General features: G+C 71.8%; 5 protein-coding genes. All 5 read right to left on the bottom strand.

Annotated features, from left to right (window positions below):
- Window positions 1–46: 46 nt before the first annotated feature.
- Complete coding sequence (locus tag L3Q67_RS26335; protein WP_499184146.1) at window positions 47–1,024, bottom strand: glycosyltransferase; 978 nt, start codon at window positions 1,022–1,024, stop codon at window positions 47–49.
- A gap of 38 nt (window positions 1,025–1,062) precedes the next feature.
- Window positions 1,063–2,271, bottom strand: a complete 1,209-nt coding sequence (locus tag L3Q67_RS26330; protein WP_499184145.1) for an MFS transporter — start codon at window positions 2,269–2,271, stop codon at window positions 1,063–1,065.
- Complete coding sequence (locus tag L3Q67_RS26325) at window positions 2,268–3,494, bottom strand: cytochrome P450 family protein (RefSeq protein ID WP_499184144.1); 1,227 nt, start codon at window positions 3,492–3,494, stop codon at window positions 2,268–2,270. The genes L3Q67_RS26330 and L3Q67_RS26325 overlap by 4 nt, the downstream gene beginning before the upstream one ends.
- Before the next feature lie 167 nt (window positions 3,495–3,661).
- A complete protein-coding gene (locus L3Q67_RS26320) occupies window positions 3,662–12,241 on the bottom strand; it encodes an amino acid adenylation domain-containing protein (RefSeq protein WP_499184143.1) in 8,580 nt (2,859 codons plus the stop codon).
- Complete coding sequence (locus L3Q67_RS26315; RefSeq protein WP_499184142.1) at window positions 12,238–15,663, bottom strand: AMP-binding protein; 3,426 nt, start codon at window positions 15,661–15,663, stop codon at window positions 12,238–12,240. The genes L3Q67_RS26320 and L3Q67_RS26315 overlap by 4 nt, the downstream gene beginning before the upstream one ends.
- Window positions 15,664–16,081: the final 418 nt, after the last annotated feature.

Raw genomic sequence — 16,081 nt, 5'->3', positions numbered from 1 at the left:
GTCGGGCGCCAGATGTGTACGACCTTGTCACGTCCGGCGGTGGTACTCAACCTTCCGCACGTGTCCTGGTCAGCAACTGGTGCCATTGGTCGAGGAACCGGTCCAGGCCGAACCGCGTTTGCGCGACGTCGCGGGCCTGCCGGCCAAGTCGGCGCGCTTCCTCCGGGTCCGCAACCAGCCGCCGCACGGCATCGACCAGCACGTCGACGTCCGTGGAGATCACCCCTGCCTCGGGCGGCACAGCGTGCAGCGCCTCGGTGGCGGCCAGCGCCACGACCGGCATGCCCAAATACATCGCTTCCACCAGCGACATCCCCAACGAGGTCCACCTGAACGGGTGGATGTACACGCGTCGCTTCGCCAGTTCGGTGTGCATGGCGTCCTGCGCCAAGTTCGCGGTCGTCATCCGGTCGGGCGCCACACCGAGCCAGTCGGGCAGCCACTCGGTGACCATCCCGAACACGTCCAGCGGCGCGGCCGTCGCGAAGCGCGGCAGCAGGTCGGTGCCCGTGATCCGGCCTCGGCGGATCGGCTCGTTGATCGCGACGCCCGCCCGCGCCAGCTCACCGCTGTATCGGTCGCCCGGGTCTGGGATGCCGTTGCCGATCACCGTGGTGCGAGCGCCGTCGCAGTTCCAGAACAGGTCGTTGAACGACGTGATGTGCACGACGGGGATGGAGTCCTGCCCGGCCAGCGGGTGGCGGGTCTCGGGTACGTCGCCGCGTGGTGTGTTGTGCTCGACGTACACCGCCGGGATGTCGCGGCCGGGCGTGCGGCCGGACCAGGCCGTGCACAGGTCTAATTCGTGCGGGCGCTGGAGGAGGACCAGGTCGATCTCGGTGTCCCGCAACCGGTCGTACGGCACTTCCCGCACTGCGGGCGGCCAGTCCCACGACTCGGCCCGGCCCAGGCCCACGTTCGGATCGCGGGTGGGTGTGACCGGGAGCAGGTACTCGTGCCGTCCTCGGACGAAGCTGCTGGTCCAAGCACCGTGCACGTGCCACATCAGGATTCTCACAACCATGCACCTCCATCACTGGCTCCGCGGCGAAACCGGGGGCCTCAAACCGGCCGGGTCATGGTGCGCACCGAGCGGAGGCAGTGCATCCCGACCGTGAATACCGCGACACCGCAGGCGAGGGTGGTGGACGTCCACGTCCTGCCGTGCAGGTCCGCTAGTGCTCCCACCACCGGTGGGCCGAGCGGCGCACCCAGGCCCGCGATGAACATCCCCGCGCTCAGCACGCGGCCATGCAAAGCCGCAGGGGTGCTGTGCAGCTGGACGGCGAGGAGCATGGCGTTGGCCGGCGCGGCGCTCAAGAACAGGGCACCGAGCAGAGCCCCGGTCGTCCACGGTCCCTGCGGGACGCCGATGGCAAGCAGGAGCAGCGCAGCGGTCCAACCGAAGCCCAGGACGAGCACCGGCGGGGACAACCGGGCCTGGACGGCGGGTGCCGCCGCGGCTCCGAGGAGTCCGCCTGCCGCCGCGACGGCGAACAGCGCGCCGAGCTGACCGGTTCCCACGTTGTCGGCCCGCATCAGGGAGATGAGGGCGAGCGGAAGTCCGGCGAGGACGAACTGGAAGACCGCCGCGTACACCAGGCAGACCCGCAGGAGAGGTTGGCCGAGCACGTGGCGGAGGCCGTCCCCGATGTCGTGGCGGAGGCGGCGCGGTGTCGGTGGCGCGGACGGCGCCATGCGTTGCCTGATCGACGCGGCGAGGCTCGCGCTGGACAGGAACGACAGCGTGTCGGCGAGGACGGGCAAGACCGGGTACATCTGGTACAGGTACCCGCCTGCGGGTCGGCCTACGAGGTCGGCGACGTGGCTGCGGCTCTCGGTGAGCGCGAACGCGGGCGCCAACTGGCCCGAGGGCACCACATGCCGCAGCGCGACCGCGTGCGCGGTGTCGAACAGCACGCCGCTGACGCTGGTGACGAACGCGGAGAGGAGCAACTGCGCGAGGGTCAGCCGGTCGAGCAGCAGGGCGAGGACGAGCAGGCCGGTGACGGCGGCCCTGGTCGCTTCCGCGGTGACGAGCACCGGCTTGAGCGGCCATCGGTCGACCAGCGCGCCGGCGGGCAGCCGCAGCAGCGCCCCGCCGGCGAGCGCGACGAAGCCGACGAGCCCGGCGAGCGCGGTCGACCCCGCCACGGTCAGTGCGAGGACGGGGTAGGTGATCGCAGCCACGCCGGACCCCAGGGACGACACCGCCTGCCCGGTCCACAGCCTCACGAAGTCGCGGTTGCGCAGCAGACCCGGCGTGGTCATGACGACGCACGACGGCGCATCACCGGCACGGCGTCGAGCGAGCGGAGCCCCACGCCTGGTGCGACAACCGCCGGTCCACTGGCCGCCAGGTCCGGCAGGCGTCGTACGAGGCGTTGTGCCAGCGCCACCGCCGTGGTCCTGGCCACCACGGCGCCGAGGCAGTGGTGTGCGCCGCCGCCGAAGCTCAGCGACCGGCGTGGTGGGCGCGACCAGTCGAACGCATCCGGTCGGGGGAACGCACGGGGGTCGCGGTTGCAGCCGGCGAGCAGCACGAGGACTTCCTCGCCCTGGCGGAAGTGGACGCCGCCGGCGGTAACGTCGGTCCGCGCTATCCGCGAGGTGCTGAGCAGGGCTGGTGTGAGGCGCAGCGTTTCATCGACCATCGGCGCGGCCAGCCGGGGCTCCGCGGTCATGGCGGAATACCGTCGCGGGTCGCTCACCAGCGAGTGCACGAGATGGCCGAACAGGCTGGCGCTGGTTTCCGCGCCCGCGCCGACGACCATCGCGATGTTCGCCACCAGTTCCCGGCGTGCGCTGGCGAGGTCGGAGCGGAGGAGGTCGGCCACCAGGGAATCCGCCTCGCCGCCTCGCCGCAGCGACGCTTCCATGACCTCGTGCAGGTCCTCGACCGCGCGGTCGGCGGCGCGGGTGTCGGCGGAGGTCCGGGAGAACTCCAGCACCTTTGACCATTGCTTCAGCGCCCGGCCGACCCGCGGCCGTTCGTCGGGTGGCACACCCATGATGTGGCAGGAAAGGTCGAGCGCGAGGGGATCGGCGACGGTGCTGACGAAGTCGGCGGTGGGCGTGCGGTCGAGCGCGTCGGCCAGGGTGTCCAGTCTGTGGTCGACCATAGCGGTGATCACGGCCAACCGGCGGTTCACGCCAGCCGCGGTGAAGTGCGGCCGGAACGGTCTGCGCAGGAGCCCGTGGCGGGGCGGGTTGGCGCCGATCATGCTGTCCACGAACTGGATCGCGGCCGGGTGGTGTCGCCAGTCGGGCCACACGCGGTCCATGCGCTCAACCGTCACCGCACCGAAGGCCGGGTTCTTGAGCACCTCGCGGCCCAGCGCGTAATGGCCGACGAAGGTCACCCCGAACGGTGCCCGATAGGCAGGCCCCGCCGATCCGATCGCCCGGCACAGCCCGGTGGTGTCGGTGATCGTGCGCTGGGTCAGCAGCATGGTCGCCGCACGCAACGGGGTCATCGTTTCCTCGGTGCTCATCGGGCCACCATTCCTTTCGCAGCCCTGACCGGTAGGGGTGTCGTCTCTCGGTCCGGTGGGTGCGCGGTCTTCGGTGCGCACCACGAGGTGGTCGGAGTGAGTTCTGCCGGCCCACCTGGTATCGGTTCGGTGGTGGCGCGACCACCGCAGAGGTCGGCTCAGGGAACTCATGCCACCTCACCCAGCGCGTCCACCACGCCAGCCAGAACGGCAGATTCACGCTCGCGCGTGCGGTGCAGCAGGGCCGGGATGCCGGTGATCAGGTCGGGTCGCGGGTCGTGCAGGTGCCGCAGCACGACCAGTCGCAGGTCGTTGAACTCGTCGGTAAGTGTGGTGTAGGCGGCTGCGCCCGTTGCGAGACCCGGCAGGTCGCCCAGCCGTCCGCGCAGGTAGGTCAGCCGTTGGGCCATCGCGCTTTTGTGCTCGTAAAGGAGGTGGAAGGTGCGGTAGTCCATGCCCATTCGGGGTTCGGCCGAGTCCAGGTAGCGGACGAGGTGGTCGTAGGTGTCCAGTCCCATTCGCACCTCCACCGCCGGATTGGGTGCCGGTCTGGACCACCACCACCACTGCGAGCGGTCCAGGCGGCCGAACCGGGTGGCGTCCGGGCGCAAATAGTGCTCCAGTCGCGCGACCAGGCCGGCCAGGTCCAGCCCCGGCGCGGTTCGCGGCGGGGTGAGCAGCTGGATCGGCGCGACCACGTCGGACAGCCGGTTGGCGCCGGTCATCTGCGTCCTGCCCCGCGCGAACGCCTCGGCGAACAGCGCGTAGTCGAAGCTGAGCCGGGAAAGGAGGCGGTCGTTGTCGTAGCCGACGGCGTGCACCAGCCCGGCCCCGTCGTCGTAACCGTGCACCAGGATCTCGTGCACGTGCGGTGAGGGCAGGCCGCGCAGGTGGTGGTCATCCAGGTAGACCACCGCATAGTTGCCTCCGCCGACCTGCGCGCGGAGGAACTCGATGATGTCGATCCCCTCGGTGGCGGCCAGGTCGAGGGTGTGCACGTCCAGAAAGTCGCCGTAGCCGAACGAGTCCACGAAGTCCAGGTACGGCGGTCGAGCCGGCAACGAAGTCGAGTACAGGTCCACGTAGCGGTTGTGCGCCCACTCCTCGCCGCCGTTGCCCAGCACCACGCACAGCGGCATGGCGCTGTAGGCGTAGGTGGCCCGGTCGCGGCGGACCGAGACGGGCAGGACCTCCGCTTGAGCGGGCGCCGGACGCGAGGGGCGTTGCGGGGCCTGCGCTGGTGCCGGATGCGCGCCTTCGACCAGACGCGCGATGGCCGTGATGCTGGCGGCACCCAGGAGGTCCCGGGGGCTCACGTCCACCCCGAACCGCTCGCGTAACCGGGCGGAGAGCTGGATGGCGGACAAGGAGTCCCCTCCGCTGTCGAACAGGTTCTTCTCCGGCTGGCTGTCCGGGCGGCCGAGCACGTCGCGCCAGATGTCGAGGACCTCGGCCAGGTGCGCCGGTCGGTCGCCGGGCGGGGGTTTCGCGGCGGGTGCGTTGCGCCGGGGTGGGGCGGCTTGCCGGGTCAGCGCGGAACGGTCGACCTTGCCGTGTGCGTTGAGCGGTGCGGCGATCAGCTCCGTGACGGCGTGGGGCACCGCGTGCGCGGGCAGGTGGCGTCGCAGGTGGTCGCGGACGGCATCACCGGAGAGCACCTGCGCGGTCGGTGGTGCCTGGGCGAGGATGACGGTCTGCGCGAGGGCCACGACCGGAAGGTGGTCGGCGCCCAGCAACGTCCGGGCGGTCACGAATCCCGCCGCGGTCAGCTTGTCGAGCCACCGGGCCTCGGACAGCAGGACCTCGCCGTCCTCCCGATCATCGGTCGGTTCGGCCAGTCCTTCCAGGAACGCGAGGCTGATCAGCTGCATGCGGTTGCGCCCGGTTCCCTCCACCAGCAGCAGCGAACCGCCTGGCGCCAGCAGTCGGCGCACGTGGCCCAGGGTGGCGTCGAGGTCGCGCGCGTTGTGCAGGACGTTGACCGCGAGCACCAGGTCGAAGGCAGCGGGCTGCACCAGCGGCGAGTGCGCGAGGGTATTCACGTCGAGCCTGGCGAAGCGCAGGAACGGGTATTGACCGAGGCGGCGGCGCGTGCGGTCGATGAGGTAGTCGGACACATCGGTGAATAGGTAGTCGCGGTCGTGCAACGGCAGCATGGGCATGACGGCCCGGGTCGTGGCACCGGTGCCGCCGCCGAGTTCGAGGACGCGCAGCAGGCGGGTGGTGTCACGTCCCTGGCCGGTCAGCGCGCCCATCGCGTGCGCGACGACCTCGTTGCACAGCCGGGTGATGGGGTTGTCGCTGTAGAGTGCGTCGGCCACGTCCAGGTTCCCGCCGGGGAACAGCAGTTCCAGAGGGTCGGTCTCACCGGTGAGCAGGTCACCGGCCCGGTCGGCGCACCGCCGGAGGTAGTCGACCAGCAGGGCGCCACCGGGTTCCCAGGTCGCTGCCGCCTCGCACGCGTTCCACAGCTCTGCCGCCGTGGCCCGCTCGACGGGGCGGGCGGTCGTGACGTGGTGGCCGTCTACCCGCAGCAGCCCGGCCTCGCCCAGCACGCGCAGCCAACGGCCGAACAGGGGGCGGTATCGCCGCGCCGCCCCGAGGATTCGCATCAGATCCTCGGCCGAGCACCGGCCGCCCGGCAGCCGCAGCAGCCCGGTCGAGGCGACCAGGTCGTACATCGTCCTGGTGGCGGCCTGTTCCACCAGATCCTCGAACCGCTTCATGGTCTGCAGGGGCTGCTGGTGGACGTGGTCGACGCGCACCCGTGCGGCGTGCTCCGCGGCGGCCTGTGCGCCGGTCCCGGACAGCACCGCGGGCGCCGCCCGCTTCAGGACCGGCGGGTGGTCGCCGGCCGGCGCCGTCCGGGTGACGACGTGGGCGTGCAGGTAACGCCCGCCGTCGCGTTCGGGAGCCGTGACCACCGCGGACTCGACCTGGGGATGACGCGCCAGCACGGCTTCGACCTCGCCGAGTTCCAACCGGTGACCGCTGATCTTGACTTGGGAGTCGGCACGGCCGAGGAACTCGATCACCCCGTCTCGGCGGTACCGGCCGAGGTCGCCGGTGCGGTATAGCCGGTCCCCGGTTTCTGGGTGGGTGATGAACCGGTCCCGCGTGCGCTGGTCGTCGTGCAGGTAGCCGCGGGCCAGGCCGGCGCCGCCGATGTGCAGTTCGCCGACCACCCACGCGGGGCAGTCACGCAGATCCTCGTCGAGCACGTGAAAGGTCTGGTTGGCCAGCGGTGTCCCGTAGGGCACGCTCGGCCACGAGTCGGGCAGGTCGCCGACTTCGTGGTGGATGGACCAGATAGCTGCTTCGGTGGCGCCGCCCAGGGCGGCCACTTGTGCGCAGGCCTGGCGACCCAGCTCTCCCGGCAATTCCCGAGGGACCCAGTCGCCACTGAGCAGCACCAGTCTCAGCGACGACAACGCGGCGTTCCGGGTCGGGTCCTCGCGCACCCGGTCCAGGGCGAGCCTGAGCAGCACCGGCACTGAGTTCCAGACGGTGACCCGGTGCCGGCGGACAAGGTCGAGCCAGTGCGCGGGGTCCAGTGCCCGGTCCGCGGTCGGCACGACCAGGCTGGCGCCCACCGACAGCGGACCGAACACGTCGAACACCGACAGGTCGAACGACAGCGCCGACAGGGCGAGCACCACGTCGTCCGGCCCGAGGGCGTAACGCCGGTTGATGTCCTCGACGGTGTTCCCGGCGGCCGCGTGCTCGACCATCACGCCCTTGGGCGTGCCGGTGGAACCGGAGGTGTAGATCGTGTACGCGAGGTTCGAACCGGTGACCGGCGAGGGTGGCGGCGCGTCCTGGTCACCGGGCAGGTCGTCGACCACGATCACCTCGGCGGTGTCCGTCACGGAGGCGGGCAGCGCGGTGGCGGCGCTGGTGAGCACGAATCGCGCGCCGGCATCGGCAACGAGCCGACGTTGCCGCTCCGGCGGCAGGTCCACGTCGACGGGCAGGTAGGCGGCCGCGGCGTGCAGGACGCCCAGGACGGCGGCGATCTGCGGCCAGCCGCGCGTCGCGGCGACCGCGACCAGCTCTTCCGCGCACACTCGGCGGCGGCGCAGCTCACCGGACACGGCCAGCGCGCGTTCCGCGAGCTCACCATAGGTCAGCGTCCGGTCGGCGGTGTGCACCGCGGACCGTTCGGGTGCCCGGCGGGCCGACGAGAAGAAAGCCTCGTGCAGTGCGGTGCGCGGCATCGGCGCGGTGGTGCTGTTGGCCCGGCTCCTCTCGGCCCGGTCACGCGCGGGCAGTGGCACCCGGAGCGGAACCTGCCACGTGTCGTCGTCGGCGAGTGATTCGATGACGTGGGTGTAGGACTCGAACATGGAGTCCGCCACCCCGTCGGGCAGCTGTCCCGCCCGCACGTTCCACCGCAGCGCCAGTTCGCCCCGCTGTTCGAACACGACGTGGTCCACCAGCACCTGCGGTGTGCGGGTCGTGACCAATTCGAGCGCGCCGACGCCATCGCGGTGACCGCCCGCACCGTCGAGCACGCTGGTAAAGACGATCGGCGCCGTCCCCGCCACCGGGTCGTCGGTGAGCCGCATACGCTCGCGCAGGACGCGGACCGCGTCGAAGCAGACGTGCTCCAGGTCGTGGGCCACCTGCCGCTGCACCCGCCGGGCGTGCAGCTCGAAGCTCTGCCGCGCGGTGAGGTCGATCTCGGTGAGCATGAGGCCGGTGAAGTTGCCCACCACCTCCTCGGCTTGCCCGCCGGGACGCCGGGACGCGGTGGTGTTGACCGTGAAGTGCCGTCGTCCTGCCCAGGTCGCCAGTACCGCCGCGTACGCGGTCAGCAGCACGCTCGACGCGGTCAGGCCCCTGGCCGAGGCCGTCGCGCGGATCGCGGACCAGGTCGCGGCCGGGATGCGCCGGTGCAAGGAGGTGAACTCCGCGCGGTCGCTCCGGCCGGTGTCCGTCGCGGCGGGCAGCTGCGGCGGGTCCGGCAGGGTGGCCAGCCGGTCCAGCCAGTACGCGCGCGCGGCGGGTAACCGGTCGGCATCGGAGACCGCGAGGGCGGCCACGACGTCGGCGAAGCGCGTCGCCGGGGGCGGTGGTAGCCCGGCCGGGTCGCGGTGGGCCCGGCCGAGGTCGCCCAGTAGGACCATCAGGCTGGACCCGTCGACGAACACACCGTTGACGGCCAGGTGCACGCGCGTCTCGCCGTCGGGGCAGCGGGTGACCCGCAGTTCGGACGAGGGCCACCGCGTGGGGTCCAACGGCTGCTCGGCCATGTCTCGGCGCAGTTGCCGTAGGTGGGCGGCGAGCACGGCGGGCGCGCTGTCGCGGTGGTCGTGAACCGCCACGGCGCAGCGCGGCACCTCGATGAGGACCCGTTGCCTTCCCTCCGGGGTGATGACCGCCCGGAGCATGTCGTGCCGCCGGACCACCGCGTTCCAGGCATCCTCCAGGCGGTGCGCGTCCACATGGCGCGTGGCCAGCTCGACGTAGCCCGTGGTGGGCAGGCCACCCAGTTCGAAGTCGTCGCGGTGGCCGATCCAGTACGCCTGCTGGACTTCGGTCAGCGGGAACGGCGCGTCCGCCGGGGTGACGGGCACGGGCGCCGCCGGTGCCCGCGGCGCTCGCCCCACTGCCTGTTCCAGGTGGTCCACGAGTTCGCCGAAGCGGGGGCGTGCCATGAGCTCGGCGACGCCGACCGACGTCCCCAGCGCCGTAGTGAGCAGGTGCGCGGCCTTGGTGGCCAGCAGCGAGTGGCCACCCAGCCGGAAGAAATCGCTGTCCTCGGCCAGTTCCGCGGGCCCCAGGAGCCGGGTCCACACCTCGGCGAGCGTCCCGCGCACCCCGCCCGGCGCGATCGGCGATCCGGACCGGCTCGGGTCCGCGGCGGGTCGGGGCAGGGCGGCGAAGTCCAGCTTGCCGTGCGCGGTGAGCGGGATGTGGTCGACCTCGATCAGGTGGTGCGGACGCAGGTGGTGCGGCAGGACCCGCGCCACGTGACGGCGCAGGTCGTCCAGATCGACCCGCGGCGCTCCCGTGACATACCCGACCAGGGCTTCGGAGCTGCGAACGTCGAGCACCGCGACCGCGGTGTCGGCGACGGTCGGGTGATCGGCGAGCACATGCTCCACCTCCCCCGGCTCCACGCGGTGGCCGTGCACCTTGATCTGCCGGTCGGTCCGGCCCACGAACCGCAGGTTGCCCGAGGCGTCCCACCGCACCAGGTCGCCACTGTGGTAGAACCGCCGCCCGTCGCGCTCGGTGAACCGCTCGGCCGTCAGCGCCCGACGGGCCAGGTAGCCGCGGGCCACGCCCGCGCCGCCGATCAGCAGCTCGCCGACGACGCCCGCCGGCACCGGTTCGCCGGATCCGTCCACCACCACGGTGTCCACGCCGGGTAACGGCGTCCCGATCCGGACGGGCCCGTCCGGTCGGTCGAACCGGTAGGCGGTTGCGCAGATCGTTGCCTCGGTCGGACCGTAGGCGTTGACGAGGTCGGTGACGGGTTGCCACCTCTCGACGAGCACCGGCGGACATGTCTCCCCCGCCAGGACAACGGTTCGCAACGACGCGGGCACATCGCCGGAGTCGATCGTCCGCAGCGCGGTGGGCGTGATCGTCAGCAGGGTCGGCGCCCGCTCGACGAGCGCCCGGCGCAGGTCCGCGCCCACGAGCACCGCCGGTCCGGTACCACAGGCCAGGGTGGCTCCGCAACCCTGCGCCATCGCCAGCTCCCACACGAACGCATCGAAGCCCGGTGATGCGCACTGCATTACCCGATCTTCGGGGCGCACCTTGAAGTAGTCCCGCTGCCACGCCGCGAGGTTGGCCAACGCACCGTGGGTGATCGGGACCCCTTTGGGTGCGCCGGTCGACCCGGAGGTGTAGATGACATACGCGGTGTCGTCGCGCCCCGGTCCCGGCATCGCGGTGACCGGATCGCCCGTCCGGTCAGCCGCCAGGTCGCCGGTCAGGTCGCCGGTCAGGTCCTCGACGTGGACGACCGGTACCGCCACACCGGCCGGGCGGTCGGCCGATCGGGTGGTCACCAGCAACGCGGCGCCGGAATCGCGCACCATGAACTCGATCCTCTGCGGCGGGTAGCGCGAGTCCAGCGGCAGGAACGCGCGGCCGGTCGTCCAGGTCGCCACCGCCACCGCCGCCGTCCAGGTGGGGTCGGGACACAGCACCGCGACGAGGGCTCTGCTGGGGAGGTCCGCGACGCGTGCGGCGAGCCGCCGACCCAGGGCGAGGAGGTCCCCGTAGGTCAGCCGCCGCGACCCATCGACGGCGACCCGGTCGGGTGTGGTGCGGGCCGCGTCCACCACGGACTCGACCACCAGCGGCGCGCCGGTTGCCGCCGCTGGGCGCGGTTCGACGGGGCCGCCGGGCGGGCCGATGCGCAGCCGCCTCACCGCGACGTCCGGGTCGCGTGCCGTCTCGGCTAACGCGTGCACCACCTGCCCGGCCAGCAACCGGACACCGGCAGACTCGAACAGGTCGGTGTCGTAGCGGACCACCAGCGTCGCGCCCGCGCTGGACTCCACGACCTCGAACGCGAGGTCGAATTGCCCCTCCTGCTGCGGCAGGTCCATCGGGGTGACGGTCGCGCCGCCGATCTCGGCGCTCGCGCCACTGCCTTCGCCGTTCTCGACGCGGGCCAGCAGGTCCAGCAGCGGGTCGGTCGCGTAGGCGTGCCGGTAGCCGAAGGCCACCTGGCACAGCGGCGGCACGGCCGGGTCGCGTGGGACGCGCAGGTCGGCCGGCACCAGGGCGAACGGGTACGCGCCGTGCCGCAGGGCGGCCACACCGCGCTCGTGCACGGCCTTCAGGTGGGCGCGCAGGCTGTGGTCCGGTACCACGCGGGAACGCATGGCGACCGGGTTGACGAAGAATCCCACGGTCCCTTCGAACCCGGAGGCCCTGGTGCTGCCGGGACAGGCGACGAGGAAGTCGGTCTGCCCGGTGTAGCGGTGCAGCACGATCTGGAGCACCGCGAGCACGAGCGTGAACCGCGAGACCTCCTCGGTGGTGGCCAGTTCAGTCAACGCTGTCAGCGTCGTGGACGGGATCGCCACGCGCTCGGTCTCGCCGGTGTAGCCGCGTCGCGCGGGCCGGGGCCGGTCGCGCGGCAGGTCCAACACCGTGTCCGCACCGCGCAGGGCGTCGAGCCAGAACTGCCTGAGCCGGTCCACCTCGGCACCGGACAGCAGGGCCCGCTCGGCGGCCACGTGGTCATCGAACGCGCGGACCCGTCCGGGTAACGGTTCCACCGGTTCCCCGGAGAGCCGGCCGCACAGCCGCAGCAGTTCGGTGAACAGGGTGCCGTGCGACAGGTGGTCGGTGATCAGGTGGTGGGCGGCCAGCACAAGCACCGTGCGGTCACCGCGGTGTACGGCGGCCAGCCTCGCGGCCGGGCGCACCTGCGGCCGGAACGGTTCACGGCATAGGTCGCGCGCCAGTCGACGTACCTGCTCGACGTCGAGCCCGTCGCCGTCGCGCACGACCAGCTCCGGACCGGCCGCGCGGTCGACCAGGCGGCGCAGCACGCCGTCGTCGTCCTGGGCGAAGGTCGACCGGAGCACTTCGTGCCGATCGGCAAGCAGCCGCAACGCCTCGGCGAGCAGCGCGGGGTCGAGCTGGCGGTCGACCTCCGCCGCGATACCCACGTTGTACGCGGTTCCCGCCGGCGCCGACAGGTACGCCGACCACAACGCATCCTGCCCCGTGCTCACCGACCGTTCGACGACATCCACCTGTGTGGTCACGATCCGGCCCTCCCCAGGCGGTTGCGTTCCACCAAGGCTTGCAGTGCGCCCCCGAGTTCGGCGATGGTCGGGTAGCCCCAGGCGAATTGCGGGGACACCTCGACCCCGAACCGCGCCGCCGCGTCGTTGACCAAGGCCGCAGTGGTCACGGAGTCCAGCCCGTAGCGCAGCGGCGACACCCCGATGTCGATCTCCGCAGCCGGCGTGCCGGTGCGTTGGGCGATCCAGTCGGTCAGCCACCGGGTGACGGTCTGCGGGACCTGGCGGTCGCTCGGCGGTCGTGGCGGCGAGGCCGCCTGAGGTGCCGCTTCCAGGCCCTCGTGGTGCACGGTCGGCCCGCGGCCGTGCCCGTAGCTGTTGACGATCGCGGTGAGCCGTTCGACCGACGCGCTGGGCGCAAGCGGCTCGTCGAGGTCTCGCACGGCGTGGTCCAACCGGGCGGCCACCCAGGCGGCCACCGGGCCCGGGTCGGCGGGCGGAACGGCGTGTACCGCCGCTGCGGCGTAGCCCCACGCCACGACGGCGCCGACCTGATAGCGCCGGTGCAGGTCACGCCAACTCGGGGCGCCCGGGCTCGCAGCGGTGGACAGCACCTCGCGCAGCCTTCGGTGGACCGGCGCCGCCGGTAGGACGTCCCGCAGGACCACCGAGACCTCCGGGAACCGGTGGACGCCGATGGCGCCGAGGTGCATTCGCATCGCTTCGGTCGGGCCTTCCAGGACGCGCAGTACCCTGGCGTCCCGGAAGAACCGCGGCACGTCGTTGGTCTCGACGTAGCCGCGTCCACCCAGCAGTTGCACCACGTCGTCGGCGACCTCCCAGAGCAGTTCGGGGCCGAGTACCTTGACGGCGGCGAACACCGAGGGCGGTACCGGCTCGTCGCGGTCGAGCGCCGACGCGGCCGCACTCACCAGTGCCTCCACGGTCGCGACGGCGGACGTCGCGGAGTCCAGGCGGGCGAGGGTGACCGAATTGTCCAGCAGCGAACCGGTGCTGACCCGGCGATGCGCCGCGTAGGCGAGGCCGTCGCGCAGCAGGCGCTTCATTGCACCCACGCACAGTGCGCCGATCATCAACCTGGTGTGCGTCATCGCCGATTCGGCCACCGCGCCGCCGTTGCCGGGTTCGCCCAGGACCGCGTCCGCCCGCACCACCACACCGTCGAAGACGACCTCGTTCTGCGTCATGCCCCGCAGCCCCATGGTGAGCGCCTCCGCGCCGACCCGGACCCCCGGCGCGTCCGACGGCACCACCAGCGAGACCGGGCCCCGGTCCTGCCCGTCCTCGTCGAGCAGACGGGCGAACACGACGATCGTGTCCGCCCAGCCAGCCGAGCCGATGAACAGCTTGCGCCCGTCGAGCCGGTAGCCGCCGCCGGGCAGCGGCGTGGCCGTGCTGCTCATCGCGCCCACGGCGTGGGAGGCGCCCGGTTCGGTCCACGCGAACGCCACGAGCGCGCGTCCGGAGGCCAGGCGGGCAAGCAGCCGCTCGCGCACAGGGTCCGCAGCGAACCGGGACACCACATCCACGCCGAGGAAGTTGTGCCCGCACACGAAAGTGGCGAGCGTGAGGTCGACGGAGGCAAGGCACTCAAGCACCCTGGCGGCGTCCTGGTGACCCAACGCCAAGCCGCCCGCCGCAGTGGGTGCCCTGATGCCGAGCAGGCCCCGTCCCGCCAGGTCCAGCACCACGTGCGGGGGCATCGTGCGGCGCTCGTCGACGAGACTGGGGTCCAACCGGCGAGCGCTCCACGACACCACCCAGTCCAGCAGCGCGGGCACGGCATCGGACGCGGACGTCGCTGACACCGGCCGCGGCAGGCGACCGGCCAGGTAGTCGTCCCGGCAGCGGCGGCGAGCCACCTTGCCGCTGGTGGTGCGCGCAACACCGCCCGGTGCTACCGGCCGCACGTCGCGGACCACCAGGTCGTGCCCGGTTTCGACCGCGTGCCTCGCCGCGTCCGCGCACGCGACGACCCGCTCCGGCGACAGGTCACCTCGCAGCTCTAGCGCCACAACCACGGCGTCACACTCGGGATCATCGTCGGCGACGAAGACGGCGATGTGTCCAGTCCGGGCCTCCGGCACCGCCTCGGCGACAGTCGCCTCGATCGCCTCGGGATAGTGGTTGACACCGCGGATGATGATCAGGTCGCTGAGCCTGCCCGTGACGTACAGCTCGCCCTCGTGCACAAAACCCAGGTCACCGGTACGCAGGAAACGTTGGCCACCGGGGTCGTCGGCCAGTTCGGCGCGGAAGGTCCGCTCGGTCAGGTCCGGCCGGCCGCGGTAGCCCGCCGCGATGCTCGGACCCGACACCCAGATCTCGCCGACCCCGTCGTGCGGCCGGACCCGGCCGTCGTCCGGGCCGACCACCAGGACCCGGCTCAACGGCTGCGCCGGGCCGCAGGACACCAAGTCAGCGCCCGGACTGGTCGTGGTGCTCACCACGCCCCGGCGCAACGCCTCCGGGTCGACCCGCAGCCACTTGGGGTGCGTGCCGGGCGGGCTCATGGTCACCGCCAGCGTCGCCTCGGCCAAGCCGTACCCCGGACACATCGCGCCACGGTCGAACCCGCTGTCGCCGAAGGCCTCCGCGAACCGCTGCAGAGTCGCTAGGCGAACCGGTTCGGCGCCGTTAATGACCATGTGCAGCGACGAGAGGTCTAACTCGTCGCGCACCTGCGGGCTCGTCCGGCGCACGCACAGGTCGAAGACGAAGTTGGGCGCCGCGGTGTGGGTCGCCCGGAACCGGGAGATCGCGTCGAGCCAGACCACCGGCTCACGCAGGAACGACCGCGGCGTCATGAAATACGACGACCCGCCCGACCACGCGGGCAGCAGGACCGCGGTCATCAAACCCATGTCGTGGAACAGCGGCAGCCACGACACGAACACCGACCGGTCGTCCACCGCCGCGACCACCCGGAACTCGTGCGCCTGGGCCGCGATGTTCCCGTGGGTCACGATCACGCCCTTTGGATCGCCCGTCGAGCCGGACGAGTACTGGACGAGCGCGGTGTCCTCGCGCGCCGGCCGGTGTTCCGGCGGCGGCAGGGCGTCACCCGGCCCGCCGACCACGGGGACCAAGAGCAGTGGTCCCTCCGCGTCGGGCCGGATCTCCCTTGCCCAGTCGGGCGGCTCACCATTCCGATGCAGCAGGCAGTGCGCGTCGGCTTGCGCGGCGATGGCCGACAGGCGGCGCAGCGCCGCCGGGGTGTCCGGCACGGGCACGGGCGCTGGCACGGCTCCGGCGTACAAGCACGCGACGAAGCCCACCACGAACCCCAGCCCCGGTTCGGTGGGCAGCAGCACGACCCGCCCCGCGCTGCCGTTGGCTCGGAGGCCGCCCGCCAGGCGCGAAGCCGTCCGGTGCAACCCACCCCAGGTGATCGACTCGACCGGGGCCTCGCCGTAGTCCAAGAAACAGTACGCCAGCTTGTCTGCGTGTTCTTGGCTGCTCCTCAGGATTCGATCGAGGAGCAGCACGTTTTGCGCCGGACTCGATGACATACCGCATCAGACTCCACGGACGAATCTCGTTGTGCACACGCACCCGACACCGGCGCGAACCCCGCCGGGCACTTCACTCAAGCTCTCCCGCAGCCCAGCGTCGTCGCACGACGACGAAATCCGATACCGCCATGCAGGTGACGCAAGGAATCCGCAGAGAGTGCGCGACGAACGGCGCCGATAGCCACGAGCACAAGAAGCCCTGGTAGCAGGAAAGTTGATCAGAAGGGTCCCGTGATCGGTGTTTCCGGCGTTGTTGATCAGTAGGAGTCCCGGAGTTTACGGCAGCGGTCGACGCTTCCGGAGACGTATTTGCTGCGCGCTTGAT

The sequence above is a fragment of the Saccharothrix sp. AJ9571 genome (genome assembly GCF_021725495.1).
Classification (GTDB): Bacteria; Actinomycetota; Actinomycetes; order Mycobacteriales; family Pseudonocardiaceae; genus Amycolatopsis; species Amycolatopsis magusensis.
The sequence above is the reverse complement of the archived record's forward strand: the minus strand, read 5'-3'. Positions and strand labels throughout refer to the sequence as shown.

Bases quoted from the DNA above. Each gene is read 5' to 3' on its own strand.
- L3Q67_RS26325 (WP_499184144.1), bottom strand. From the start codon at position 3,494: ATGAGCACCGAGGAAACGATGACCCCGTTGCGTGCGGCGACCATGCTG.
- L3Q67_RS26330 (WP_499184145.1), bottom strand. From the start codon at position 2,271: ATGACCACGCCGGGTCTGCTGCGCAACCGCGACTTCGTGAGGCTGTGG.
- L3Q67_RS26335 (WP_499184146.1), bottom strand. From the start codon at position 1,024: ATGGTTGTGAGAATCCTGATGTGGCACGTGCACGGTGCTTGGACCAGC.